Source organism: Mycobacterium europaeum, assembly GCF_002102155.1.
In the GTDB taxonomy this organism is placed as follows: domain Bacteria; phylum Actinomycetota; class Actinomycetes; order Mycobacteriales; family Mycobacteriaceae; genus Mycobacterium; species Mycobacterium europaeum.
Genome location: NZ_LQOU01000071.1, coordinates 1 through 22989, shown reverse-complemented (window position 1 = coordinate 22989; position 22989 = coordinate 1). Strand labels below are relative to the sequence as shown.

The 22989-nt window shown below is 67.7% G+C and carries 27 protein-coding genes; 13 read left to right on the top strand and 14 right to left on the bottom strand.

The window, feature by feature from the left end; translation table 11 throughout:
* Positions 1-753 carry an enoyl-CoA hydratase/isomerase family protein gene (locus tag AWC03_RS26490; protein WP_085243669.1) on the top strand — a complete coding sequence of 251 codons (753 nt, stop codon included), beginning with the start codon at positions 1-3 and terminating at the stop codon, positions 751-753.
* 12 nt (positions 754-765) lie between these two features.
* On the opposite strand, the gene AWC03_RS26485 is transcribed toward AWC03_RS26490, so the two are convergent.
* Positions 766-951: a (2Fe-2S)-binding protein gene (locus AWC03_RS26485; RefSeq protein ID WP_067917277.1), complete on the bottom strand. Its 186-nt coding sequence runs from the start codon at positions 949-951 to the stop codon at positions 766-768.
* Between the two features lie 357 nt (positions 952-1308).
* Between AWC03_RS26485 and bfr the strand changes: the two genes are divergently transcribed.
* From bfr to AWC03_RS26455, 6 genes are all read left to right on the top strand, one after another.
* A complete protein-coding gene (gene bfr / locus AWC03_RS26480; protein WP_007170080.1) occupies positions 1309-1788 on the top strand; it encodes a bacterioferritin in 480 nt (159 codons plus the stop codon).
* Positions 1789-1871: 83 nt separating this feature from the next.
* A complete protein-coding gene (locus AWC03_RS26475; RefSeq protein ID WP_085243668.1) occupies positions 1872-3944 on the top strand; it encodes an MDR family MFS transporter in 2073 nt (690 codons plus the stop codon).
* Between the two features lie 29 nt (positions 3945-3973).
* Positions 3974-4468, top strand: coding sequence for a carboxymuconolactone decarboxylase family protein (locus AWC03_RS26470; RefSeq protein WP_085243667.1), 495 nt, complete (start codon positions 3974-3976; stop codon positions 4466-4468).
* Between the two features lie 139 nt (positions 4469-4607).
* Positions 4608-5495: a TIGR03854 family LLM class F420-dependent oxidoreductase gene (locus AWC03_RS26465; RefSeq protein ID WP_085243666.1), complete on the top strand. Its 888-nt coding sequence runs from the start codon at positions 4608-4610 to the stop codon at positions 5493-5495.
* A 41-nt stretch (positions 5496-5536) separates the two neighbouring features.
* Positions 5537-6889 carry a type I glutamate--ammonia ligase gene (locus tag AWC03_RS26460; RefSeq protein WP_085243665.1) on the top strand — a complete coding sequence of 451 codons (1353 nt, stop codon included), beginning with the start codon at positions 5537-5539 and terminating at the stop codon, positions 6887-6889.
* A gap of 10 nt (positions 6890-6899) precedes the next feature.
* On the top strand, positions 6900-8009 hold the full coding sequence (locus AWC03_RS26455) for an amidohydrolase family protein (protein ID WP_085243664.1): 1110 nt from the start codon (positions 6900-6902) through the stop codon (positions 8007-8009).
* Positions 8010-8026: 17 nt separating this feature from the next.
* On the opposite strand, the gene AWC03_RS26450 is transcribed toward AWC03_RS26455, so the two are convergent.
* The 7 genes from AWC03_RS26450 to AWC03_RS26420 all read right to left on the bottom strand — a co-directional run bounded on the left by AWC03_RS26450 (position 8027) and on the right by AWC03_RS26420 (position 12833).
* Positions 8027-8482, bottom strand: a complete 456-nt coding sequence (locus AWC03_RS26450; protein WP_085243663.1) for a nuclear transport factor 2 family protein — start codon at positions 8480-8482, stop codon at positions 8027-8029.
* A 62-nt stretch (positions 8483-8544) separates the two neighbouring features.
* Positions 8545-9876 carry a cytochrome P450 gene (locus tag AWC03_RS26445; protein WP_085243694.1) on the bottom strand — a complete coding sequence of 444 codons (1332 nt, stop codon included), beginning with the start codon at positions 9874-9876 and terminating at the stop codon, positions 8545-8547.
* A gap of 53 nt (positions 9877-9929) precedes the next feature.
* Positions 9930-10349 (bottom strand): lipoprotein LpqH, encoded by a 420-nt coding sequence (locus AWC03_RS26440; protein ID WP_085243662.1) that lies wholly within the window; start codon positions 10347-10349, stop codon positions 9930-9932.
* Between the two features lie 13 nt (positions 10350-10362).
* Positions 10363-11193 carry an SDR family oxidoreductase gene (locus AWC03_RS26435; protein ID WP_085243661.1) on the bottom strand — a complete coding sequence of 277 codons (831 nt, stop codon included), beginning with the start codon at positions 11191-11193 and terminating at the stop codon, positions 10363-10365.
* A gap of 6 nt (positions 11194-11199) precedes the next feature.
* Entirely contained in the window at positions 11200-11673 is a 474-nt protein-coding gene (locus AWC03_RS26430; protein WP_142278532.1) for an SRPBCC family protein, read from the bottom strand.
* Between the two features lie 38 nt (positions 11674-11711).
* Positions 11712-12149, bottom strand: coding sequence for a resuscitation-promoting factor RpfC (gene rpfC / locus AWC03_RS26425; RefSeq protein WP_085243659.1), 438 nt, complete (start codon positions 12147-12149; stop codon positions 11712-11714).
* Between the two features lie 105 nt (positions 12150-12254).
* Positions 12255-12833, bottom strand: coding sequence for a chorismate mutase (locus AWC03_RS26420; protein ID WP_142278531.1), 579 nt, complete (start codon positions 12831-12833; stop codon positions 12255-12257).
* Between the two features lie 56 nt (positions 12834-12889).
* Here AWC03_RS26420 and AWC03_RS26415 point away from each other — a divergent pair, with 56 nt between their 5' ends.
* Complete coding sequence (locus AWC03_RS26415) at positions 12890-13498, top strand: hypothetical protein (protein WP_211279293.1); 609 nt, start codon at positions 12890-12892, stop codon at positions 13496-13498.
* Between the two features lie 87 nt (positions 13499-13585).
* Here the strand turns inward: AWC03_RS26415 and ag85B are convergent, their stop codons facing one another.
* Complete coding sequence (ag85B, locus tag AWC03_RS26410) at positions 13586-14578, bottom strand: diacylglycerol acyltransferase/mycolyltransferase Ag85B (RefSeq protein WP_085243658.1); 993 nt, start codon at positions 14576-14578, stop codon at positions 13586-13588.
* Between the two features lie 621 nt (positions 14579-15199).
* Here ag85B and AWC03_RS26405 point away from each other — a divergent pair.
* Positions 15200-16306, top strand: coding sequence for a DUF7159 family protein (locus AWC03_RS26405; protein WP_085243657.1), 1107 nt, complete (start codon positions 15200-15202; stop codon positions 16304-16306).
* A 17-nt stretch (positions 16307-16323) separates the two neighbouring features.
* Here the strand turns inward: AWC03_RS26405 and AWC03_RS26400 are convergent, their stop codons facing one another.
* From AWC03_RS26400 to AWC03_RS26390, 3 genes are read right to left on the bottom strand one after another with little or no spacing between them, the layout of a single operon-like run.
* Entirely contained in the window at positions 16324-16872 is a 549-nt protein-coding gene (locus AWC03_RS26400; RefSeq protein ID WP_085243656.1) for a YceI family protein, read from the bottom strand.
* Between the two features lie 13 nt (positions 16873-16885).
* On the bottom strand, positions 16886-17899 hold the full coding sequence (locus tag AWC03_RS26395) for an alcohol dehydrogenase catalytic domain-containing protein (protein WP_085243655.1): 1014 nt from the start codon (positions 17897-17899) through the stop codon (positions 16886-16888).
* A 24-nt stretch (positions 17900-17923) separates the two neighbouring features.
* Positions 17924-19192: a cytochrome P450 gene (locus tag AWC03_RS26390; protein ID WP_085243654.1), complete on the bottom strand. Its 1269-nt coding sequence runs from the start codon at positions 19190-19192 to the stop codon at positions 17924-17926.
* Between the two features lie 211 nt (positions 19193-19403).
* On the opposite strand from AWC03_RS26390, the gene AWC03_RS26385 reads away from it, so the two are divergent.
* The 3 genes from AWC03_RS26385 to AWC03_RS26375 are packed head-to-tail and all read left to right on the top strand — an operon-like array spanning position 19404 to position 20388.
* Positions 19404-19802, top strand: a complete 399-nt coding sequence (locus AWC03_RS26385; protein ID WP_085243653.1) for a hypothetical protein — start codon at positions 19404-19406, stop codon at positions 19800-19802.
* 9 nt (positions 19803-19811) lie between these two features.
* Entirely contained in the window at positions 19812-20102 is a 291-nt protein-coding gene (locus tag AWC03_RS26380; protein ID WP_085243652.1) for a hypothetical protein, read from the top strand.
* A 58-nt stretch (positions 20103-20160) separates the two neighbouring features.
* Positions 20161-20388: an Rv1893 family protein gene (locus AWC03_RS26375; protein ID WP_085243651.1), complete on the top strand. Its 228-nt coding sequence runs from the start codon at positions 20161-20163 to the stop codon at positions 20386-20388.
* Positions 20389-20394: 6 nt separating this feature from the next.
* On the opposite strand, the gene AWC03_RS26370 is transcribed toward AWC03_RS26375, so the two are convergent.
* Together AWC03_RS26370 and AWC03_RS26365 are read right to left on the bottom strand one after the other, a co-directional pair.
* Positions 20395-21525, bottom strand: a complete 1131-nt coding sequence (locus AWC03_RS26370) for a nitronate monooxygenase (RefSeq protein WP_085243650.1) — start codon at positions 21523-21525, stop codon at positions 20395-20397.
* Between the two features lie 116 nt (positions 21526-21641).
* Entirely contained in the window at positions 21642-22106 is a 465-nt protein-coding gene (locus AWC03_RS26365) for a hypothetical protein (protein ID WP_085243649.1), read from the bottom strand.
* A gap of 158 nt (positions 22107-22264) precedes the next feature.
* Between AWC03_RS26365 and AWC03_RS26360 the strand changes: the two genes are divergently transcribed.
* Positions 22265-22989, top strand: a 725-nt coding sequence (locus tag AWC03_RS26360) for a DUF222 domain-containing protein (protein WP_142278530.1), incomplete at its 3' end; no start/stop codon positions are given.

The window sequence follows — 22989 nt, the reverse complement described above, 5'->3', positions numbered from 1 at the left end:
GTGACGCTGCAGATCGACGACGACAAGCGGGTGCGCACCCTCACGCTGAACCGGCCCGAGGCGCTGAACGCATTCAACGAAGCCCTCTACGACGCCACCGCGGACGCGCTGCTGGCCGCGGCCGACGATCCCGAGGTCGCCGTGGTGCTGCTGACCGGGGCGGGCCGCGGCTTCAGTGCAGGCACCGACCTCGCCGAAATGCAGGCCCGCATCACCGATCCGGACTTCACTCCGGGCCGGCACGGCTTCACCGGGCTGATCGATGCCCTCAGCGCGTTCCCCAAGCCGCTCATCTGCGCGGTCAATGGCGTCGGTGTCGGCATCGGTGCCACGATCCTGGGGTACGCGGATTTGGCATTCATGTCGTCGACGGCCCGCCTGAAGTGCCCGTTCACCAGCCTGGGCGTGGCACCGGAAGCGGCTTCGTCCTATCTGCTGCCACAGTTGGTGGGCCGCCAGAACGCGGCCTGGCTGTTGATGTCGTCGGAATGGGTCGACGCCGACGAAGCGCTGCGGATGGGTCTGGTCTGGCGGGTGTGCGCTCCCGAGGATCTGCTGCCCGAAGCCCGTCGTCACGCGGAAGTGCTTGCCGGCCGCCCCATTTCGAGCTTGATGGCGGTCAAACACACGATGATGGAACCGGTCCGTCCGGAGATCGCGGCGGCCAGCGCGCGGGAGAACGCTCACTTCGCCGAACTGATGGGCGCGCAGGCCAACGCCGCGGCCCTGGCGGACTTCAACAAGGCCCGCTGAGCGGGCGGCCCCTCAATGCGAGGGAGCGGTCTCGAGATTTGCCGACGCGGCGATGATCGCGCGCAGCGTCCGCTTGCAGCGCCCGCAGTCCCCCCCGGCGCCACACGCGGCGGCGACCTCTTTGGAGGTGGAGGCGCCGCGCGCGACCAACTCGGACACGGTGTGGTTGGTGACGCCGACACACAGGCAGACGTACATCAGCGCGGCCCCTGCATGCGGGCGGTGTTCCCTTGGTTGGCGGCGTGGCCAAGCGAGCGCACTTCGTCCTCCCTCTCGGCGTCCCGTGTCATCGGGGTGGCCGGAAAGTGCCGAACCGAGACCCAGTATTAGTTGAGTCTAACCTAAGTTCGTTAGCGCAGTCTAACCTTACTCGCCAGCAACATCTCGCCTCCGGCTACCACGCGACACACACTGAGCACAGCCATACCTTGCTGGCAGATCGCACCCCGCCGTGGCAAAGTGCGGGTACGGCCAGCCACGATGCGCGCAGCCCAGCGCGTCCGGCCCGGGGCCGAGAATGACCACCGTTTTCACCGTCACCGTAGGGGAGTGAACATGCAAGGGGATCCCGACGTTTTGCGCCTGCTCAACGAGCAGTTGACCGGCGAACTCACCGCGATCAACCAATATTTCCTGCACTCCAAGATGCAGGACAACTGGGGATTCACCGAGGTCGCCAAGCACACCCGGGAGGAATCCTTCGACGAGATGCGGCACGCCGAGGCGATCACCGACCGCATCCTGCTGCTCGACGGGTTGCCCAACTACCAGCGCCTGTTCTCGCTGCGCATCGGCCAGACGCTGCGCGAGCAGTTCGAGGCCGATCTGGCCATCGAGTACGAGGTGATGGACCGGCTCAAGCCCGGCATCATCATGTGCCGCGAGAAGCAGGACACCACGAGCGCCAACCTGCTCGAAGAGATCGTGGCCGACGAGGAGAAGCACATCGACTACCTCGAGACGCAGCTGGAGCTGATGGACAAGCTCGGCGTGGAGCTCTACTCGGCACAGTGCGTCTCGAGGCCGCCAAGCTAACACCGCGCGCGCCTTTCGCGGTTTTGGTTGCCACGGGTTGACCGTGGGCACTCAATACCATCGAAATCCGTGGGAAGGCGGGCATGACGAGGGCGACACCAGCGGCGGCTCCGGCCGGCCGCGCTTCGGATTCGGGACCCGGGGACGTCGCGGTCGACCCGCAGCGACGCAATTTCATCTTCGTGGCGGTCCTGCTCGGCATGCTGATGGCCGCGCTGGACCAGACGATCGTGGCGACCGCGTTGCCAACCATCGTCGCCAATCTTGGTGGCGCAGGCCATCAATCGTGGGTGGTCACCAGCTACCTGCTCGCCTCGACCATCATCACCGCCCTCGTCGGCAAGTTCGGTGACCTGTTCGGCCGCAAGCGGGTGTTCCAGGCGGCCGTCGTATTCTTCGTTGCCGGATCGGTGCTGTGTGGGCTCTCGAGCTCGATGGGCATGCTGGTCGCGTCACGCGCGCTGCAGGGCATCGGCGGCGGCGGGCTCATGGTGACCGCCATGGCGCTGATCGGCGAGGTGATCCCGTTGCGGGACCGCGGCCGCTACCAAGGCGCGATGGGCGCGGTATTCGGCGTCACGACCGTGATCGGTCCGCTGCTCGGTGGCTACTTCACCGACCACTTCACCTGGCGCTGGGCGTTCTGGATCAACGTGCCGATCTCGTTCGTGGTGTTCTTCGTGGCGGCCGCCGCCATCCCGGCGCTGTCCGACCGCACCAAACCGGTCATCGACTACACCGGCATCGTGTTCGTCGGCCTGGGCGCCGCCGGGCTGACACTGGCCACCAGCTGGGGCGGGACCACCTACCCGTGGGGATCGCCCGCGATCATCGGCCTGTTCGTCGGCTCGGTAATCGCGTTGTGCGTATTCGCCTGGGTGGAAAGCCGCGCCGCCGCGCCGATCCTGCCGACCCGGCTGTTCGGCAGTCCGGTGTTCACGGTGTGCTGCGTCCTGTCCTTCGTGGTCGGGTTCGCGATGCTGGGCGCCCTGACGTTCCTGCCGACGTACATGCAGTTCGTCGACGGCGTCTCAGCCACCACGTCGGGCCTGCGCACGCTGCCGATGGTGATCGGGATGCTGACCACCTCGATGGGCAGTGGCCTCATCGTCGGCCGCACGGGCAGATACAAAGTCTTTCCCGTCGCCGGCACCGCCGTCATGGCGGTGGCGTTCTTTCTGATGTCGAGGATGGACCCCTCGACATCGGTGGTGGTTCAATCGCTGTTCCTTGTCATCCTCGGCGCCGGGATCGGGATGTGCATGCAGACCCTTGTCCTGATCGTGCAGAACACCGTGGACTTCGACGACCTCGGCGTCGCAACCTCCGGCGTCACCTTCTTCCGCACGATCGGCAGCTCGTTCGGCGCCGCCATCTTCGGTTCACTGTTCACCAACTTCTTGCACAGCCGGATCGGCCCGGCTCTGGCGGCCGGCCGGGCGCCGGCCGCGGCCGCCGCGTCGCCGGAGGCGTTGCACCGGTTGCCCCGCCAGGCGGCCGCTCCGATCGTCGCCGCCTACTCCGAGTCGCTCACCCACGTGTTCTTCTGGGCGGTTCCGGTCGCGGTTGCGGGGTTCGTCCTGGCGTTGTTCCTGCGGGAGGTCCCCCTGCGGGAAATGCACGACAGCACAATCGATCTCGGCGACGCGTTCGGCATGCCGAACACCGAGACACCGGATCAGATACTCGAGGGCGCGGTCGAACGCATGCTGCGCGGTGTGCCCGGCATGCGATTGCGCAGCATCGCCATGCGACCCGACTGCCGACTCGACGTGGCCGGATTGTGGGGCGTCCTACGCATCAACCGCTACGGACAGATGTACGGCACGGCCCGGCTCACCGACATCGCCGACTATCTACGGATACCCTTCGAGGTCTTGGAGCCCACCTTCTCGCGCCTGATCGCGACCGGATACGCCCGGGGCGACGGCGACCAGATGTGGCTGACACCCGCGGGGGCACAGCAAGTGGACTACGTGCACTCGCTGCTGGTGGGCTGGCTGGTCGACAAGCTCGCCCGGTCACCCGGATTCGACGGACGGCCGGATCGTCGCGCGGTCGAAGCGGCACTGAATCGAGTCGCGGGCCGCGTTCTCGCGCAACGGGACTGGAACGACGACCGTCCCACCACGAAGATCCCGGTGCCCGCACCCTGAAAAGGGCGGCGCGGGCGTACCATCACGCCATGAGCCGAATCGGAACATTTGCTGACGACGACTTGGCCGGCTGGTTCGCGAAGTCTCCTGACATCGGCGGCGCCCTCGGCGGCTTCAGCCAGGCGGTCTACACCAAGAACCGGTTGCCGTTGCGCACCCGCGAATTGGCCCGCGCGGTGATCGCCCACCGCAACGAATGCGTCGTCTGCGTCAACACCCGCGACGAGGACGGGCCCGCCGCCGGTGTCGACGAGGAGTTGTACGACCACGCCACGCAGTGGCGCACCTGGCCCGGCTACACCGACCAGGAGCGGCTGGCGGCCGAGTTCGCCGACCGCTTCGCCACCGACCACACCGCCCTGCGCGACGACGAGGATTTCTGGAGCCGGTGCTCCGAACACTTCTCCGACGAACTGCTGGCCGACCTGGCCCTGTCGTGCGCGCTGTGGGTCGGCATGGGCCGAGTGTTGCGGACCCTCGACATCGGCCAAGCCTGCAAGCTGACCATTCCCAGCCGCGCATAGCCGCCGGGCGCCTTCGGCTCCTCCGTCCGGCACAACGCGCCACGACACATAAACGGCGGCGACGACACGCCGCCGGAAAACGTCGCAGACGTTTATGTCTCGTGGGCACAAAGCGCGGCACCACGGTGTTGCTCCACGGGTGAAGATTCGCTTCGGCGTCGGCCTGGGCGCGGACACCGCTCCAGATCAATTGGCGCCCATCGTCGATCACCTGGAAGCCAGCGGGGTGGACTCCCTGTGGTTCTCCGAGCTGGTGTACACGCCGGCGGTCGATCCGGCGGTCGGGATGGCGTACGCGCTGGCCCGCACGACCCGGTTGAAGGTCGGCACCTCGGTGGCCGTGCTTCCCGGGCGGCACCCGGTACTGGTCGCCAAGCAACTCGCGTCGTTGGCGGCCCTGGCGCCGAAGCGGGTTCTGCCCGTCTTCGGCCTGCGGTCGGCGATACCGGCCGAGCGCGAGGTGTTCGTGGTTCCCGACGGGGAACGCGCCGCGGTGTTCGACGAGTCGCTCCGGGTGCTGCGCTCGGTGCTGGTCGAGGATCCGCCCCGTTACAGCGGCCGGTATTTCACCGTCAGCGGGGCCGGGGTCATGCCCAGGCCGAACCCTCCGCTCGACATCTGGCTGGGCGGCTCCGCGCCGGCGGCGTTCCGGCGCATCGGCGCGCTTGCCGACGGCTGGCTGGGCAGCTTCCTGACCCCGGCGGAGGCGCGGGTGGGCCGGGAGGCGATCGAACGCGCGGCCGAGCAGGCCGGCCGGCAGATAGACCCCGATCATTTCGGGATCTCATTGGCCGTCGTCGACGGGTCCGGCGAGCTGCCCGCGGCGCTGGCCACAGCCGCCCGGGCGCGTCGCCCCGACGTCGATCCCGCCGAGCTGATCGCCGTCGGCTGGGACCGGCTGCACCGGCAGTTGGACGCCTACATCGACGCGGGACTGACCAAATTCGTCATTCGCCCGGCGGGCGGCGCGCCGGTCGACGCCTTCCTCGATCGGTTCGTCACCGAATTGACCGGCCGGCAGAACTGAATTCACGAGCCGGAGCACCGCGACCCTGCACAATGACTGCCATGACCGGCACACCGCTTGCCGCCGCCGCGATCGCCGAGCTGGAGGCCCAGGGCGTCGACACCGTGGTCGGCACCGTCGTGAACCCCGCCGGACTCACCCTGGCCAAGACGGTTCCGATCCGGCGGACGAGCGCGTTCGCCGAACCGGGCCTCGGCGCCAGCCCCTCGTGGCACGCCTTCGCGATCGACCAGAGCGGCATCGCCTTCACCCGCGATGTCGGCGTGGTCGGCGACCAACGCCTCCGCATCGACCTGGCGGCGCTGCGCTTCGTCGGCGACGGGCTCGCGTGGGCGCCCGCCGCGTTCTTCTCCCAGGACGGCGCACCCATTCCCGCCTGCGCCCGCGGCACGCTGAGCCGGATCGAGGCCGCGCTCACCGAGGCCGGGATCGAGGCCATCGTCGGCCACGAGGTCGAATTTCTTCTGGTCGCCCCCGACGGCGGCCGCCTCCCCTCGACGCTGTGGGCGCAATACGGCCTCGCCGGCGTGCTGGAACACGAAGCGTTCGTCCGGGAGGTCACCCGGTCGGCGGCCGCGGCGGGCATCGCGATCGAGCAGTTCCATCCCGAGTACGGCGCCAACCAGTTCGAACTGTCGCTGGCGCCACAGCCTCCGGTGGCCGCGGCCGATCAACTGGTGCTGTTACGGCTCGTCCTCGGACGCGTGGCGCGCCGTCACGGGGTTCGCGTCAGCCTGTCGCCCGCACCCTTCGCCGGTGGCGTGGGATCGGGTGCACACCAGCATTTTTCGCTGACCATGCCGGAGGGACCGCTGTTCTCCGGAGGTACGGGCGCCCAGGGCATGACGGCTGCGGGGGAGAGCGCGGTCGCGGGGGTGGTTGCCGGACTGCGTGAGGCACAGGGCGTGTTGTGCGGGTCGATCGTGTCCGGCTTGCGGATGCAGCCCGGCAATTGGGCCGGGGCGTACGCGTGCTGGGGAACCGAGAACCGCGAGGCGGCGGTGCGATTCATCACGGGTGGGCCCGGCAACCCGCGGGGCGGCAACGTCGAGGTGAAGATCGTCGACCCGTCCGCCAACCCCTACCTGGCGTCGGCGGCGATCCTGGGGCTGGCCCTGGATGGAATCAACCGCCAAGCCGCGCTACCACCGGAGATCACCACCGACCCGGCTACCCTGTCCGAATCCGACCGCCATCGCGAAGGCATCACGTGCCTACACCGGGGGCAGGCCGAAGTGATTGCCGCACTGGATAGCTCGGAGCTGATGCGGAGAATTCTGGGCGACCCCGCGGTCGACATGGTGGTTGCCGTCCGCCGGCTGGAACACGAGCGGTACGGCGATCTCTACACCGAACAATTGGCGGACAGGTTCCGCATGGCCTGGAGCGTGTGACGGCCCCGCCATGGTGTCTGACCCTTCGGCGCTGGCCCAGCGCATCGGCGAAGTGACGCTGATCGATCACCACGTCCACGGCTGCTGGTTGGCGGCAGGGGATCTACCGCGGTTCGAGAACGCGCTCAACGAGGCGAACACCGAGCCCAGCACGGGCCCGGGTTTCGACTCCCAACTCGGCTTTGCGGTGCGCGCCCAGTGCGGCCCTGTCCTGGGACTGCCCAAACACGTTGATCCGCAATCGTATTGGGAACACCGCAGCAGGTTCAGCGAGTCCGAGCTGGCCCGCATGTTCCTGCCGGCCGCGGGAGTGAGCGACTGGCTGGTGGACACCGGAATCGGCGCCGACACCGCCGGCCCGGCCGGCATGGCCGAGCTGTCCGGCGGGCGCGCCCACGAGGTGGTCCGCCTCGAGGAGGTGGCCGAACAGGCCGCGCAGGCGCCGGGGGAATACGCGGCGGCGTTCGAGGAGATCCTTGCGCTGCGCGCGGCTACGGCGGTCGGCACCAAGTCGATCCTGGCCTACCGCGGCGGATTTGACGGCGACCTGAGCGAGCCGTCGGCCGCGCAGGTCGCCGAGGCGGCCGGCCGGTGGCGTGACAGCGGCGGCACCCGGTTACGGGATCGGGTGCTGCTGCGTTTCGGGTTGCACCGGGCGCTGCGGCTGGGGAAGCCGCTGCAATTCCACGTCGGCCTCGGCGACCGGGACTGCGACCTGCACAAGACCAACCCGCTGCTGCTGCTCGACTTCCTGCGGCAGTCCGCGGGCACCCCGATCGTGCTGTTGCACTGCTACCCGTACGAGCGCGAGGCCGGATACCTGGCGCAGGCCTTCGACAACGTCTACCTCGACGGCGGGCTCAGCGTGAACCAGCTCGGAGCGCGGTCACCGGCGTTCGTGGCCCGGCTCCTGGAGTTGGCGCCGTTCCGCAAGATCCTCTACTCGTCGGACGGGTTCGGCCCCGCGGAACTCCACTTCCTCGGCGCGGCCCTGTGGCGCAGGGCGATGCAACGCGTGCTGGGTGATTTCGTGGCCGACGACGACTGGAGCGAGCGCGACGCCCTCCGGGTGGTCGACCTGATCGCCCACGACAACGCCGCCGGACTCTACCGCCTTTGACCCGCGATGATGCCCGGTCAGACCAACCCGGTCGCGTCGAACACCCAGCTGGTGTCGGCGTTCGCCAGGTTCTCGAAGTGGTTCGGGGGAGCGAAGGCCACCAGGCTGTTCATGTCCCAATAGTCTTTCCAGACAGTGATCTTGGCCGCGCCGTCTCGCTCGGCGACCTTATGAACGGTCACGAATCGCAGCACGCCTTGCTCGCCCGACGCGAATGTCCAGGTCTCGGAATGCTCGTACATCACGTCGGAGCCGTTGGACAGCAGCACGCCGTCGTGGTTCTCGTAGCCCGCCAGCGGCTCGAGACCCATCTTGAGCCGCTTGACGATGTCTTCGGGTCCGCGCGCCGCCAGCGCGGGCACCGGCATGTCGACGTAAAGGCAGTCGTCGGAGAGGAACGTCTTGACCGCGTCCCAGTCCCGTCGCGACAGCGCCCGCCACAGCCCGAGCACGGCGTCCTCGACCGAGATCATAGAAGTGTCTGTCATAGCGTAAATAAACTCGGTAACCGCACCGGTGTCAACAGCGTGAATCCCTAGCCGTTCACGCGAGCCATCGACCGCGCCGGCCCCAGTGCCACCGGTAGAGACGACCAACCCCGCAGCACGCGCGTGTCGCGCCTGCTCCCCGCGCCCGCCGCGCGCACCTCGGGAAAACGGTCGAAGAAGGCCCGGAGCCCGACTTCGCCCTCGGCGCGCGCCAGCGCCGCGCCCAGGCAGAAGTGCCGGCCCCCGGAGAAGGCGAGATGCCTTCCGGCATTGGGCCGTTCGATGTCAAAGCGGTGCGGGTCGTCGAAGACGGACGGGTCGCGGTTGGCGGCGGCGAGATAGACAATCACCAAGTCGCCCCGCTGCAGCGGCGTGCCGGCCAGCTCGACGTCGCCCTGCGCCATCCGCGCGGTCAGCTGTACCGGCGACTCCAGCCGCAGAATCTCCTCGACGGCGTTGGGCCACAACTCGGGTCGTTGCCGCAACGCGTCGAGGCGGTCGGGCGCGTCCAGCAGCATACGGATCCCGTTGCCCAACAGGTTGACCGTGGTCTCGAACCCGGCCGCCAGCACCAGTCCGGCGATCGCCTGAAGTTCGTTCTCATCCAAATATGTTTCCGTGGAGCCACTTTCGGCAATTTGAATCAGCTGGCTCAGCAGATTGTCGCTCGGGGCGCGCCGCAACCGGCCCAGATGCTCGCCTAGCCAGGAGCTGAAGCCCTCGAGCCCTCGCTGCACCCTGCGGTACTGCTGCCACGTCAGCCCGATGTCCAGGCTCGGTGCCGCCAGTTCGCCGAATTCCAAGACGCGCGGCCGGTCTGGCTCGGGGACGCCGAGGATGTCGCTGATGATCGCGACCGGAAGTTGCGAGCAATACCGGCCCACGACGTCGACGACGTCGGAGGAACCAGACTCGGCGGCCAACTGATCCAGCAGGCCGGCGGCGGTCTGCTCGACGCGATCTCGTAACGTGGCGACGGCGCGGGGAGTGAACACCGCCGACACCGTCTTGCGGTAGCGGGTGTGGTCTGGCGGCTCGACGGCGAGCAGCGACGGCGCGCGCAGCGGATGCAGCAGCGCGTCGCGGGTGCGGCCCTCCAGCCAGCGCAACGGCCGCGGCAGGTTCGCTCCGAATACCAGCACGCGGAAATCGTCGGACCGCAGCACCTCGTGGGCGAGGGCATGATCGGCCGTCAGATAGCTGACGCGGCCCTTGACCAACGGGCCCGCCGCCCGGAGTTGCTCGTAGAACGGAACCGGATCGGCGGCGACCCGCGGGTCGGCGATCAGCCTGGCGTGCAGGTCGCCCCGCCGGACCCCGAGCGTCGCGACACCCCGGATGAAGCCGTGCATCGCCAACCAGTGCAATCGTTCCTTCACTGGCGCCTCCATCGGTCGATGTCATCGAGCCTAGGCCCGCAGCCCCCGCCGGGTCAGCACTCGGCGATGATCTTGAACTCTGTCGTCACCACTTTGTCCGGGTTGCTGCGGTTGATGCCGTAGGCACTGCCGCTGATCGTGTACGCGTCGTTGGTGATGTCGGCGTGCGCGGCGCCCACGCCGCCTTCCCAGAAGCTGCCGGTGAAACCGTCGACGTCGCGGATCTTCACCCACTCGGGTATCACCCGGTAGCCACTGGTCAGCACCACCGCCTCGACGCCGCCGTCGTGATCCTTGATGTCGATCGTGCGGTACTGCTGGTTCTGGCTGCACGACGGCGGGCGTGTCGTGTGGGTGGCGCCGTCGAGGATCAGGCGCGCCGCCTTGCGGGGGATCGTCGGCGCCGTGCCGCAACCCGCGACACCGATGCCGGCGATGAGAACGAGAACAATCGCGGGTAACCGGTGTCGCACCGGTTCACCTCCTTCACTGCCGCTTCGGCATCAGTGCGGGTAGGGATTTGACGATGCTCCGTCGCACGAGCTCCGGACTCAGACCCTTGAACAAGTCGATCAGACGAATGCTCTTGGGCACGTACCAGTGCAACCGCTTCGGGTGGTGGTAAGCCTGCCACGCCGCTTCCGCCACGCTGCTCGCCGGCATCAACCGCAGCATGCCCTTCTCCGGCGCGACGGCGCGCAGCTCCTCCGCCGACATCGGCGCCGCCCCGTCGTTGGAACGGTTGGGCGTGGTGGTCAGGATCGCCGTGTCGATCAGGCCCGGGAGGACGTCGGCGACGCGGACGCCGTGCCGACCCCATTCGACGCTGAGCGCCTCGGTCAGGCCTTTGACCGCGTGCTTGGTCGACGAATACACGGCCAGGCGCGGCATGCCGTAGGTCGCCGACGACGACGACGTCGAGAACATCAGGCTGCCCGGGGACTTCTTCAGGTACGGCAACGCCGCGTAGGCGCCGGTGAGCACCGCCTTGTAATTGATGTCGACGACGCGCATGGCGGCCTCGTACGGCACGTCCTCGAACCACCCGGATTCGCCGACGCCGGCGTTGTTCCACATCATGTCGAGCCCGCCGTCGCTGTTGCCGGCGCAGAAGTCGGCCAGGGCGGCCTCGAACGCCGCCTTGTCCGTCACGTCGACCCGGCGGGTCCACAGCCGCTCACCCAGTTCTTCTCGCAGCGTCGCGAGGCCGTCGTCGTTGCGGTCCACGGCACCGACCCGCCAGCCCTTGGCGTGGAACAGCTTGGCGCCCTCCCGGCCCATGCCGCTGCCGGCGCCCGTGATGAAGACCGACTTCACGGCGCGTCAGCCCGCCTCGACCACATCTTTGATGCGGTTCAGGGTTTTGGTCATGTCCCGGACGTTGCGTCGCTTGCGCAGAAAACCACCGAACAACCAGTAGATGCCCAGCCACGGCGCCGGGCTGAGCCGGAACGATTCGGTGACGTCGGTGCCGCCGCCGCTGGGCGCCAATCGGTAGTGCCAGTTGTTGACGGCCCGATCGCCGAGCAGCACTGCGAAGCCGAACTCGCGGCCGGGCTCGCACGCGGTGACCTCGCACGTCGTCCAATACACCGGACCGATCTCGTTGCGGCGCACATGACCGCGGAATTTGGCGCCGAGGGCCGGACCATTCGCGTCGCCCAGCCACTCGGCCTCGAACACTTCGGGGGAGAACCGTCCGATATTGCCGACGTTTGCGATCAGATCCCAGATCTTGTCCGCGGACGCCGCCATGTGAACAGTCGCCGAACCTTCCATGGCCTGATCCAAACACAGCTTGCTGCGCGGTCATAGACCGCAACGGCGGTTGATCGTCAGTGCGGGACCGCCGCCTGGATCAGCCCGTTGATGATCTCCTTGATGCCCTGCGCCGGGTGCGAGTACCAGCCGATCGGCAGCCCCGACGCGGTGCCGCACTTCGGCCATGCCTCCACGCCCTGGTCGGCGAAAACCCGGTTGGCTACGGCGATTTGCTGTTCCCTGGACGCGGCGGCCGGGTTGCCGACACCGCCGTAGCGTTCCCAGGTGCCCGGCTTGAATTGGAGCCCACCATATTCGCCGTTTCCGGTGTTGGCGTGCCAGTTGCCACCGGATTCGCACTGGGCGATCGCGTCCCAGTTGGGGGTGGGGGCCGAGGTGGCCACACCGGTGGACGAAGCTATCGACACTGCAACGAACCCGCCGACCGCCAGGGACTTGACGAGAGGCTTGCAGAGAATTTTCATGCCATGGATTTCGGCGGCCGTGGCCAAAGCGTTACCTATTCGAAAATGCCACGAGATTGGCCTTCTATCTGCGGATATGCCCCTATTCCGGGGCCGCAGAAAAATGTTAGAAAGCGATGAGGAAAAACTAAATTATCGCTGGCAATATGACTGAGTTGCTAACGCCAGCGCGCGTTGATAGAGGCCGTCGAGCCGGCGCGCGCCGATGACCGCGCGGCTGGCGAGGTCGAGCTGCCCCGGACACGCCGGCGAATGCAGCAGGTCCCAGCTGGCCGCCACCTGAGACAGCATCACCTGGTTGAGGCCGTCGATGGCGGATCGCGACGCCGCCAGATCCTCCGCCCCGGTGGGTGCGGCCGCGGGGTCGAGCTTCCACTCCGCGAACCGGCTGTATTCGATCCCCTCGGTGGCGCTGATCTGGTCGCCGAACATCCGGGTGACGTAATCGGGGTCGATCTTCCGGGCGGAGGCCTCGGCGGCCATGTTCGCGAGTTCCTGCCTAACGCGGACGCGGTCTTCGATGGCCCCGTGGGTGGTCCACTTGAAGGCGGCCACCGGCTCGGCGATCGCCAACCGCTGCGCCGCGGCGTCGACCAACGCCTCGAGCGGGTTTGTGTCGTCTGCCCTCACCGGCGACGCGACCAAAACCGCCATCCCACCGATCACGCCGCCGCAGCGGCGGGCGATACGGCTGATCCCGCGGTTGGTCATAGCCATGATTGTGCGGCAGGCCCACCCAGCCCTTTCGGAGTTAGCCTGAATTGCTGATGTCGTCGACCATGGACAGCCGCGGCCCGCGCCGCGTGCGAGGGAAGGCGTTGCGCGCGAAGCAGATTCGCGCGCTGATAGCCGTTACGCTGGCGATTCCGCTGCTGTTGGGCGCCCTGTTCCTGCTGGTCGATCGCCTCCATTCGACCCCCGCCGACGCCCTCGAGCATCCAGCCAGCCCGGTCAGCGACGGCCAGTCGAGGGCTCAGGCCGTCGAGGCGGCACAGAGCGTCGTGGTCATGACGGGCCTGCAGACGTCGTCGGCCGGCTACTCGCTGATGTCCTGCAAGAACCGCGACGACCCGCCGTATCAAGGCTCGGTCTACCTGACGTTCACGGTGCCCGCGGCGGCGCCGGCCGACGCCTATTTCGCCCGAATCGCCGCGACGCTGGGCGAGCACGGCTGGGCCGAGGGCCTGCCGCCCAACAATCATGCGTGGGCCAGGACGCTCACCAGGGACTCGGTCACGGTGATCGTTTACCGCCACGACGACGAACCCCGACTGGGGGTCCTGCGGGTCTACGGCGAGTGCCGGAACATGAACGACCATCGCCGCGACGCCACGACATGGACCGATGTCACCGACCAATTCCCCCGGACGCGCTGAACCGCTCAGGGCAAAGGGGCCATGACGTGCTACTGCGCCCGACGGCGTCGTCGTCGGGCGCAGTAGCGACCTCGGGTCAGGCGGGGGTTATCCGCCGCCGCCGGCCGTGGCACCCAGGGTGCCCTGCAGGTCGGGCTTCATGGCGTTGAGCTGAGCTCCCCAGTACTCCCAGCTGTGCGTTCCGTTCTGGTCGAAGTGGAACACGGCGTTGTGGCCGCCGGCCGCGTTGTAGGCGTCCTGGAACTTCAGGTTGCTGCTGCGCACGAAGTTCTCCAGGAACTCGGCGGGCATGTTGGCCCCGCCCAACTCCGACGGTGTGCCGTTACCGCAGTAGACCCAGAGCCGGGTGTTGTTGCCCACCAGCTTGGGGATCTGGATCGTGGGGTCGTTGCGCTGCCACGCGGGATCGCTCGACGGGCCCCACATGTCGCTCGCCTTGTAGCCGCCGGCGTCACCCATCGCCAGGCCGATCAGGGAGGGCCCCATGCCCTGCGAGGGGTCCATCAAGGCCGACAGCGAGCCGGCGTAGATGAACTGCTGCGGGTGGTAGGCGGCCAGGATCAGCGCCGAGGAGCCGGCCATGGAGATGCCGACCGCGGCGCCGCCGGTGGGCTTCACACTCTTGTTGGACTGCAGGTATTGCGGCAGCTCACTGGTCAGGAAGGTCTCCCACTTGTAAGTGGTGCAGCCGGCCTTGCCGCAGGCCGGGCTGTACCAGTCGCTGTAGAAGCTGGACTGGCCACCGACGGGCATGATGATCGACAGGCCGGACTGGTAGTACCACTCGAACGCCGGGGTGTTGATGTCCCAGCCGTTGTAGTCGTCTTGGGCCCGCAACCCGTCGAGCAGGTAGACCGCAGGGGAGTTGTTGCCGCCGCTCTGGAATTGGACCTTGATGTTGCGGCCCATCCCCGCCGACGGCACCTGCAGGTATTCGACGGGCAGACCCGGCCGGGAGAAGGCTCCCGCGGTCGGCGCGCCGCCGGCAAGACCGATCAGGCCCGGCAGGGTGACAGCCGCTGCCGCACCGACTAAAAGCCGGCGCCCCCAGGCCCGGACCATCTCGCTCAGATCTGTCATACCTGCCCCTTGTCGCATGTGATCGTCGTCTCAGCAGGAATTTACCGTGCGAATAGGCTGAATGTCGATCGGGACGCGAGGTCATCTCAATTCGGTATCACTTTTCCCGTACGAATTGGAACCCCGGATAACGGCACGCCAGCCTGATGCCGGTCGGCGCGGCCGCCCACCATCGGCGCTGGCCGGACCGAAACGCCTGGCAGCGGGGCCGCGCGGCGGTTCGCGGTAATGGATAAAGCGCCCATTGTCGACTCGGCGGGGACGACGGCCGGCGCCGCGACGCCGAACCGGCGCCGAAAAGGCGGATTTGGGACGTCGCCGTTGGCGTGGCCGTTTGTCCCCCGGGACAACAAGGCACGGATTCCCGGCGCCGACGACCGTTGCCTCACCCGCCCGTCCGGTCGACACATCCGCCGCTCGCCGCCCGGCAGGTTGCGCGGTGAGGTGAACCGGCGCAGCCGGACTCACGCCGACCGCGTAGGCTCTCACGAAGCAAGCCGATGGAGACCACGTTTTCCCGGTCCGTTCCGGCCCTCACGAACCACCTCACCAGGGATTTCTGGAGCGCGTCGGGTGTGGGTGAGGGTGTCGGAGACCCGGGACCGATTGGGGCAATGAGTTTTGGACACGGTACTTGGGCTATCAGTGACGCCGACCGCCATTGGGTGGGTCCTCGCTGAGGGGCACGGCGCAGACGGCACCATCCTGGACCATCAGCAGCTGACGCTGGACGCCGGCCGGGGGCCGCGCGCCGTCAGTACCGCCGAGCAAGTGGCGGACGAGGTCGCGCGGGTCGAAGCGCAGGCGGCCGCCACCGAGCATCGCCTGCGGATGATCGCGGTGACGTGGAACGACGACGCGGCCGCCCAAGCCGCGCTGGTGCTGGAAGCGCTGACCGACGCCGGCTTCGACAACGTGGTGCCGGTTCGGCAACTCGAGGCCGTCGACACGCTGGCGCAGGCCATCACACCGGTCATCGGCTACGAGCAGACCGCGGTCTGCATCCTCGAACACGATTCGACGACGGTCGTCATGGTCGACACCCACGGTGGGGAAACACAGACGGCGACCAAGCAGGTGCGTGGCGGCTTCGACGGACTGACTCGCTGGCTGACCGGCATGTTCGACCGCAACGGATGGCAGCCCGGCGGGGTCGTGGTCGTCGGTGCCCACGACGACATCGAAAGTTTCTCCTGGCACCTCGAAAAGATGCTGCCGGTACCGGTTTTCGTGCAATCGATGGCTCAGGTGACCATCGCGAGAGGCGCGGCGCTCGCCGCCGCCCGCAGCACCGAGTTCACCGACCACGAACTGGCGGTGGACGACGCGGAAGCCGCGGCCACGCCCGCGCCACCTCGCAAGTTGCCGTACGCCGGTGCCGTGACCACGCTGGCCGCCGGCGTGGTCACCTTCGTCTCCTCGATATCGCTCGCGGTGGGCTTCCAGCTGGCCCCGGCCAGCAACTCCGCCCCGCGGCACGCGGTGCACGCGCCGACCCCGCAGGTCGCCCAGGCCGTGGCGCCGCCGGCGGTCGTCGCTCCGCTGACCCCGCAGGCGAAAGTGCCTGCGGGCGAACCGATCACGGAGCCCGCCGCGTCGGACGCACCGCAGCCGGACCCCGATGGCCGGCAGCCGTATTTGACGCGAGTGCTCGAGCACATTCCGGCCGACGCCGGCGAACCGGTCGGTGACTCGGCAGTGCCGGCGCCCGCCGAGCCGCAGCCCTGACGGCGGCGTTGGCCCCTTCAGGCCTCTTTCGCGTGGGTTGCGGTGAACGACACCACAACGTCGTCGGCGACCTTGAGTGAACCCATCAGCAGTGAGTACGGCTTGACGCCGAAATCGGTCTGCCGGACGGTGGATTCGGCAGACATCCGCCAGGCGTCGCCGAGATCCTCGGTGCGAAGGTCGATGACATGGTCTTGGGACTTCCCCCGAATTTCGAGTTGGCCGGTGAGCCGGTAGCCGTCGCCCGTCTCCTCGATGGTCCGTGCGGAGAAGCGGATCCCGGCAAACCTGCCCGCGTCCAACGACTTCAGCGCGTTGGAGCGCACCAAGGCCTTCTCGGGCCCGGTCAACCCCTTCACGCCACCCTCGCCGCGCAGCACCTCGAAGGAATCGACCTCGACGGCCAGCTCGGCGGTGACCGGTTCGGCGCCGGCCCACCTCACCGTGGCCTCCCAGCGCGTCATCGCGATGGTGAGCCGATGGCCCATCCGCGCGGCCCGGCCGGTGACGCCGGTGCGGATCAACAACTCACCGTCGGATGGGGTAAGGGTCCATAGCTCGGTCACGGACCGACTGTAGTCACATCGTCAAGACGGTGCGGTAATGCGCTCGGCCCTGCTCCAACGCCGCATAGCCTTCGGCCGCCCGCGCCAGCGGCAGCTCCTCGATCCAGGCGCGGACACCGGACAGCACCGCGAAATGCATGGTGTCCTCGACGTCTTTGGCCGTGCCGGACGGATGGCCGACGATGCTCAGGCCCGGCGTTATCAGCTGCACGGGGCTGATGGGCAACGGGTCCGGGGTGACGCCGATGGTCACCAACTCGCCCTGTGGCGCCAGGCCGCCGACGGTGTCGGCCATGGCCTGGGCGTTGCCGGCGGTGCCCAGGACGACGGTTGCGCCGCCCAGGGCCTGCAGTGCGGCAGAGACGTCACCGCTGGTGGAGTCGATGTAATGGTGGGCGCCGAGTTTCTTTGCGTCCTCGGCTTTGCCGGTGCCGCGCGCGATCGCGATGGTCTCGAACCCCATCGCGCGCGCGAACTGCAAGCCGAGATGACCGAGCCCGCCGACGCCCAGGATCGCCACCCGGTCACCGGGCGCCGCCTTCGTGTGACGCAGCGCGTTGTAGGTGGTGACCCCGGCGCATCCCATGGGCGCGGCTTCCGCGTCCGTGAGCTCCGACGGAATCCGGGCCAGCGCGTTGGCGGGCACCGTCACCGATTCCGCGTAGCCTCCGGGGTAGTGCCAGCTCGGCACCTTGCCGTTGACGCAGTGGATGAAAATGCCTTTGCGGCAGGGGTCGCACTGGTAGCAGCAGCCACCGAACCAGCCGACCGCGACGCGGTCGCCGACGGCGAAGTTGTCCACACCCTCGCCGAGTTCGGCTATGGTTCCGGCGATTTCGTGCCCCGGGGTCAGCGGCCACGTGATGTTGGGGAAACCGCCGTGCACGAAGGCGCGGTCGGTGCCGCAGATCCCGCACGCGGTGACCGTCAGGCGTACCTCGTCACGACCGGGTGGGCGGGTTTCTACTTCGGCCAGCTCTAAAGGGCCGCCCACGGATTGGATCCGGACGGCTTGATGTGTCGGCATCGGCTTAGCCTAATGCGCGACAGGTCATTTCGCCGCGTCGGTGTGGTAGTCGACCTGCCAGTGCTTGATCCCGTTGAGCCAGCCCGACCGCAGCCGCTCGGGCTTCCCGATTGACTCCAGGTTGGGGATGCCGTCGGCGATCGCGTTGAACATCAGGTCGATGGTCATCCGCGCCAGATTCGCCCCGATGCAGTAATGCGCGCCGGTGCCACCGAATCCCACGTGCGGGTTGGGGTCGCGCAGGATGTTGAAGGTGAACGGGTCGTCGAAGACGTCCTCGTCGAAATTGGCCGAGCGGTAGACCATCACCACGCGCTGGCCCTTCTTGATCTGCACGCCGGACAGTTCGTAGTCCTGTAGGGCGGTGCGCTGGAACGACGTCACCGGGGTGGCCCAGCGGACGATCTCGTCGGCCGCGGTGGCGGGGCGCTCCCGCTTGTACAGCTCCCATTGGTCGGGGAAGTCGGTGAAGGCCATCATGCCCTGGGTGATGGAATTGCGGGTGGTCTCGTTGCCGGCGACGGCCAGCAGGATGACGAAGAAGCCGAACTCGTCGTCGGAAAGCTTGTGCCCATCGATGTCGGCCTGGACCAGCTTGGTGACGAGGTCTTCGCCCGGATTCTTCGCCCGGTCGGCGGCCATCTGCATGCCGTACATGATGAGTTCGACGGACGCGGTCATGGCGTCGTTGGTGGCGAACTCGGGGTCCTGGTCACCGACCATCTCATTGGACCAGTGGAAGAGCTTCTTGCGTTCTTCCTGTGGCACCCCCATCAACCCGGCGATGGCCTGCAGCGGCAGCTCGCACGAGACCTGCTCGACGAAGTCCCCGCGGCCCTCGGCAGCCGCTTGCTCGACGATGCACCGGGCGCGCTCGGCGAGGTCGCCGCGTAGGCGCTCGATGGCGCGCGGGGTGAAGGCGCGCGAGATGATCTTGCGCAGCCGGGTGTGCTGCGGCGCGTCCATGTTGAGCAGGACGTACTTGCCGCGTTCCACCTGCTCGCCGACCGTGCCGTCCTTATAGCGCGGCAAGGCGGTGTTCTTCAGGCTGGAGAAGACGTCGCTGCGCAGCGAGATCTCTTTGACGTCCTTGTGCTTGGTGACAACCCAGAAGCCGCCGTCGTCGAATCCACCCGCCCCGATCGGCTGTTCGTTCCACCAGATCGGCGCCGTCCGCCGCAGCTCGGCCAGTTCCTCCACCGGCAGCCGCTCGGCGTGGATGTCCGGATCGGTGAAGTCGAATCCGGGCGGGAGATTGGGGACCGGCTTGGCGGTTGGCTCGACGGTTGGCATGGCCCGCTCCTCGATGACGAAGTGGTCTAGTCGTCTTTGTGCAAATAAACCATTGCCGCACCACGGTTGGGAAGCATTGACGCAAGATCGCAGGGGGCAAATTGGAACGTGTTCCTCGTTCCCCGCCCCGCCCGCGGATACGGTCTTGTGGCCGGAGCCCCGATGGATATGCTTTGGTGCAGGTCACCGGCGACGACAGGCGGGGTGGAACATGATTCGGGAACTGCTCAGCGCCGCTTCTGCAGCGGGCATCGCGATTGGCGTGGCACCGTGTGCGGCCGCCGGGTACGACGGCGACGTGCCGGGCATGAATTATCAGGCGTCGCTGGGCGCGCCGTGCGACAACTACGAGCGCTTCATCTTCGGCCGGGGCCCCAGCGGCCAGGCCGAGGCGTGCCATTTCCCCCCGCCGAACCAGTTCCCGGCCGCCACCACCGGGTACTGGGTCATCTCCTACCCGCTGTACGGGGTGCAGCAGGCCGGGGCGAAGTGCCCTGGGCCGCAGGCGGCGGCGCAGTCGGATCGCGGACTGCCCATGCTGTGCCTGGGCGAGCGGGGCTGGCAGGAGGGATGGTTCACCGGGGCGGGCTTCTTCCCGCCTTCCGAATGAGCGGCTGACATGGGTGACGGCCGGCCCTCCGGAACCCCGGTCCCGCGCTGGCTGCGCATCGTCCTCGCGTCGGATCGCGCCGGCTCGGCGTGGTACATCGGGACCGGATTCTTTTTCGCGCCGGTCCTCGCCGTGCTGTCGCCGTGGCCCGTCGTGACCGCTGTGCTGTGGGCCGTCATCGGGCTGGCGGGCCTGTGGCTGGGCCTGCTGGGTATCGCGATGGCCGTGGGTTTGGCCCGAATATCGCGCTCCGGGGCCGAGATCCCCGAGTCTTACTGGCGCAGCTTGGTCAACTACTGACGCGCAGCGCCCGGGCTAGAGTCATACCAACTGGTCCTGCGACAAGAGGAGACTCGAGATGGGCTTCAATCCGAAAGATGCGGTCGACGCGGCCAGGGACATCGCGACCAACGCGGTCGAGAAGGCCTCCGACATCGTCGAGCATGCCAGCGACATCATCCGCGGCGACATCGCCGGCGGTGCCAGCGGGATCGTTCAGAACTCGATCGACATCGGCACGTACGCGGTCGACCGGACGAAGGAGATGTTCACCGGCCGCGACGAGCTCGACGACGACGACGTATAGGAGTCCTCAGACGGAGGCGGCCTCGTTGAGCTCGTCGAGCCTGTTCGTCGCCTCCAGGTACTCCTGCACCCAGCGCTCGATGACCGTCGCCGTCTTCTCCACCTTGGTGAACTGGCCGACGACCTGACCGACCGGGTTGAACGCGACGTCGACACTCTCGTTCGGGTACCGGTTGGTCGCCCGCACCGCCATGCCGGAGACCATGTACTGCAGCGGCATGCCGAGCGGCTTGGGGTTGTCCGGCTGCTCCCACGCCTCGGTCCAGTCGTTGCGCAACATCCGGGCCGGCTTGCCGGTGAACGACCGGCTGCGGACGGTGTCGCGGCTACCCGCCTTGACGTACGCCTGTTGCTGAACCGGCGTGTTCGAGGATTCCTCGACCATCAGCCACTGCGATCCCGTCCACGCCCCTTGGGCGCCCAGGGCCAGCGCGGCCGCGATCTGCTGGCCGCTGCCGATTCCGCCGGCCGCCAGCACCGGCACCGGGGCGACCTCCTTGACGACCTGCGGCCACAACACAATCGAGCCCACCTCGCCGCAGTGGCCGCCGGCCTCGCCGCCCTGGGCGATGATGATGTCGACGCCCGCGTCGGCGTGCTTGCGTGCCTGCGAAGGCGAGCCGCACAGTGCGGCCACCTTGAGCCCGGCGTCGTGGATGTGCTTGATCATGTCGGCCGGCGGGGTGCCGAGCGCGTTGGCGATCATCTTCACCTTGGGGTGCTTGAGCGCCACCTCGACCTGGGGCGTGGCCGTCGCCTCGGTCCAACCGAGCAGCTGCAGGCTGTCGCCGTCGCTGTCCTCGATCGGGACGCCGTGGTCGGCGAGGATCTTCTTGCCGAAGTCCAGGTGCTCCTGGGGGACCATCTTGCGCAGCGTGTCGGCCAGCTCCTCGGCGGACAGATGCGAGTCCATGCCCTCGTATTTGTTGGGGATGACGATGTCGACGCCATAGGGGTGGTCGCCGATGTTCTCGTCGATCCAGTTGAGCTCGATCTCGAGCTGCTCAGGGGTGAAGCCGACCGCGCCGAGCACGCCGAACCCCCCGGCCTTGCTGACCGCGACCACAACATCACGACAGTGGGTGAACGCGAAGATCGGAAACTCGATACCAAGCTCATCGCAGATGGCGGTGTGCATGCCTACTCCTGGGACGCGGCCGAATTGAAACATGTTCTAGTTTAGTACGAACCTCATTGACGTGGCCAGCGGGTCCTGACCTGCATTTTGTCACTACGACCCGTCGCGTCGAACGCTCAGGCCGCCGCGCTGTAAGCGACCCACAGGGCCAGGAACGTGAACATGCACCCGGCGCACACGAGATGGTCCCGGCAGACCGACCGCGCCAGGCGAGTCTGCTCGGGCGGATCATCGGTACGGCCACCCAGTCGCACCGCGTCCAGAACCGTCTGCGTCAAAGCGAGCATGATCGGCGCCCCAGCGAGCACGGCCGACGACAACAAGACCCACCACGGTTCCGGCCCGCGTGCGGACTCGTAGGTCAACGCCCCCAACAAGGTCACCATGACGACGGCGATCAACCGGCCCATCGGGCGCGACGTGGTCGTGGCGCGATGGTAGTAAGCCGCGATGGAAGCGAGCACGCCCTCGGGCAGATCCCCTGAGGCAGAACGGAACCGGAGAACCTGAACGTCGAATGTCAAATCCATCCACAAGACGGCGAGCAGGAACCCGCCGCAGGCTGTGAGCAATGAGGCCATGACGCTCCTCCATCTCCGGCGCACCGGGAGCACTGCTCGGTGTGGACCCATTGTTTCGCAGCGGCGCACGGGCGTCGACGTGGAATCACTTCTGTCACTTCAGTTTCAGGGTTTGCGCGCTCTCAAAAGTTGTCAGTTGGCCGGCATATTGTTAGAACATGCGTTCGAGTGATCGCGAGGACATTGCGGCCGATTACGCCGCGTTGAGCGAGGTCGTCTCCCGCATCGCCGCGCACTCTTACGATGCGCTGACCACCCCGGAACGCTTGACTTACCTCGAGTCCCTCGAACGCGAGATGCGGCGGTTGCCGGTCGCCGGTCATGAGTTGATCAACCAGATCGAGGGCCAAACCACCCCGGCCGAACTCGGCGGAAAGTTCGCCCACGTGCTGGCCGACCGATTGCGCATCACCCGCGGCGAAGCGACTCGCCGGATCACCGACGCACGAGCGCTGGGCACCCGACGCACGCTAACCGGAGAGCCGCTGGCGCCGCGGTATGCGGCCACCGCGGCTGCGCAGCGTGCCGGGCGCATCGGCGCCTCACACATCGCCGTCATCCACCGCTTCTTCGACGAGCTGCCCTGCTGGGTTGACGCGCCCACCCGGGAAGCCGCCGAAGCCGATCTGGCCCGCTGGGCCAGCCAACAGCGTCCCGAAGGCCTGCGGAAAGTCGCCGATCGCATCACCTGCTACCTCAACCCCGATGGACAATTCACCAACCAAGACCGGATGCGGCGACGCGGCCTGACCTTGGGAACCCAAGACTCCGACGGCATGTCGCGGTTGAGCGGCTGGCTCACCCCGGAGGCGCGGGCCACGTGGGAGGCGGTGTTGGCCAAGCTGGCCGCACCGGGCATGTGCAACCCCGACGACCAGACCCC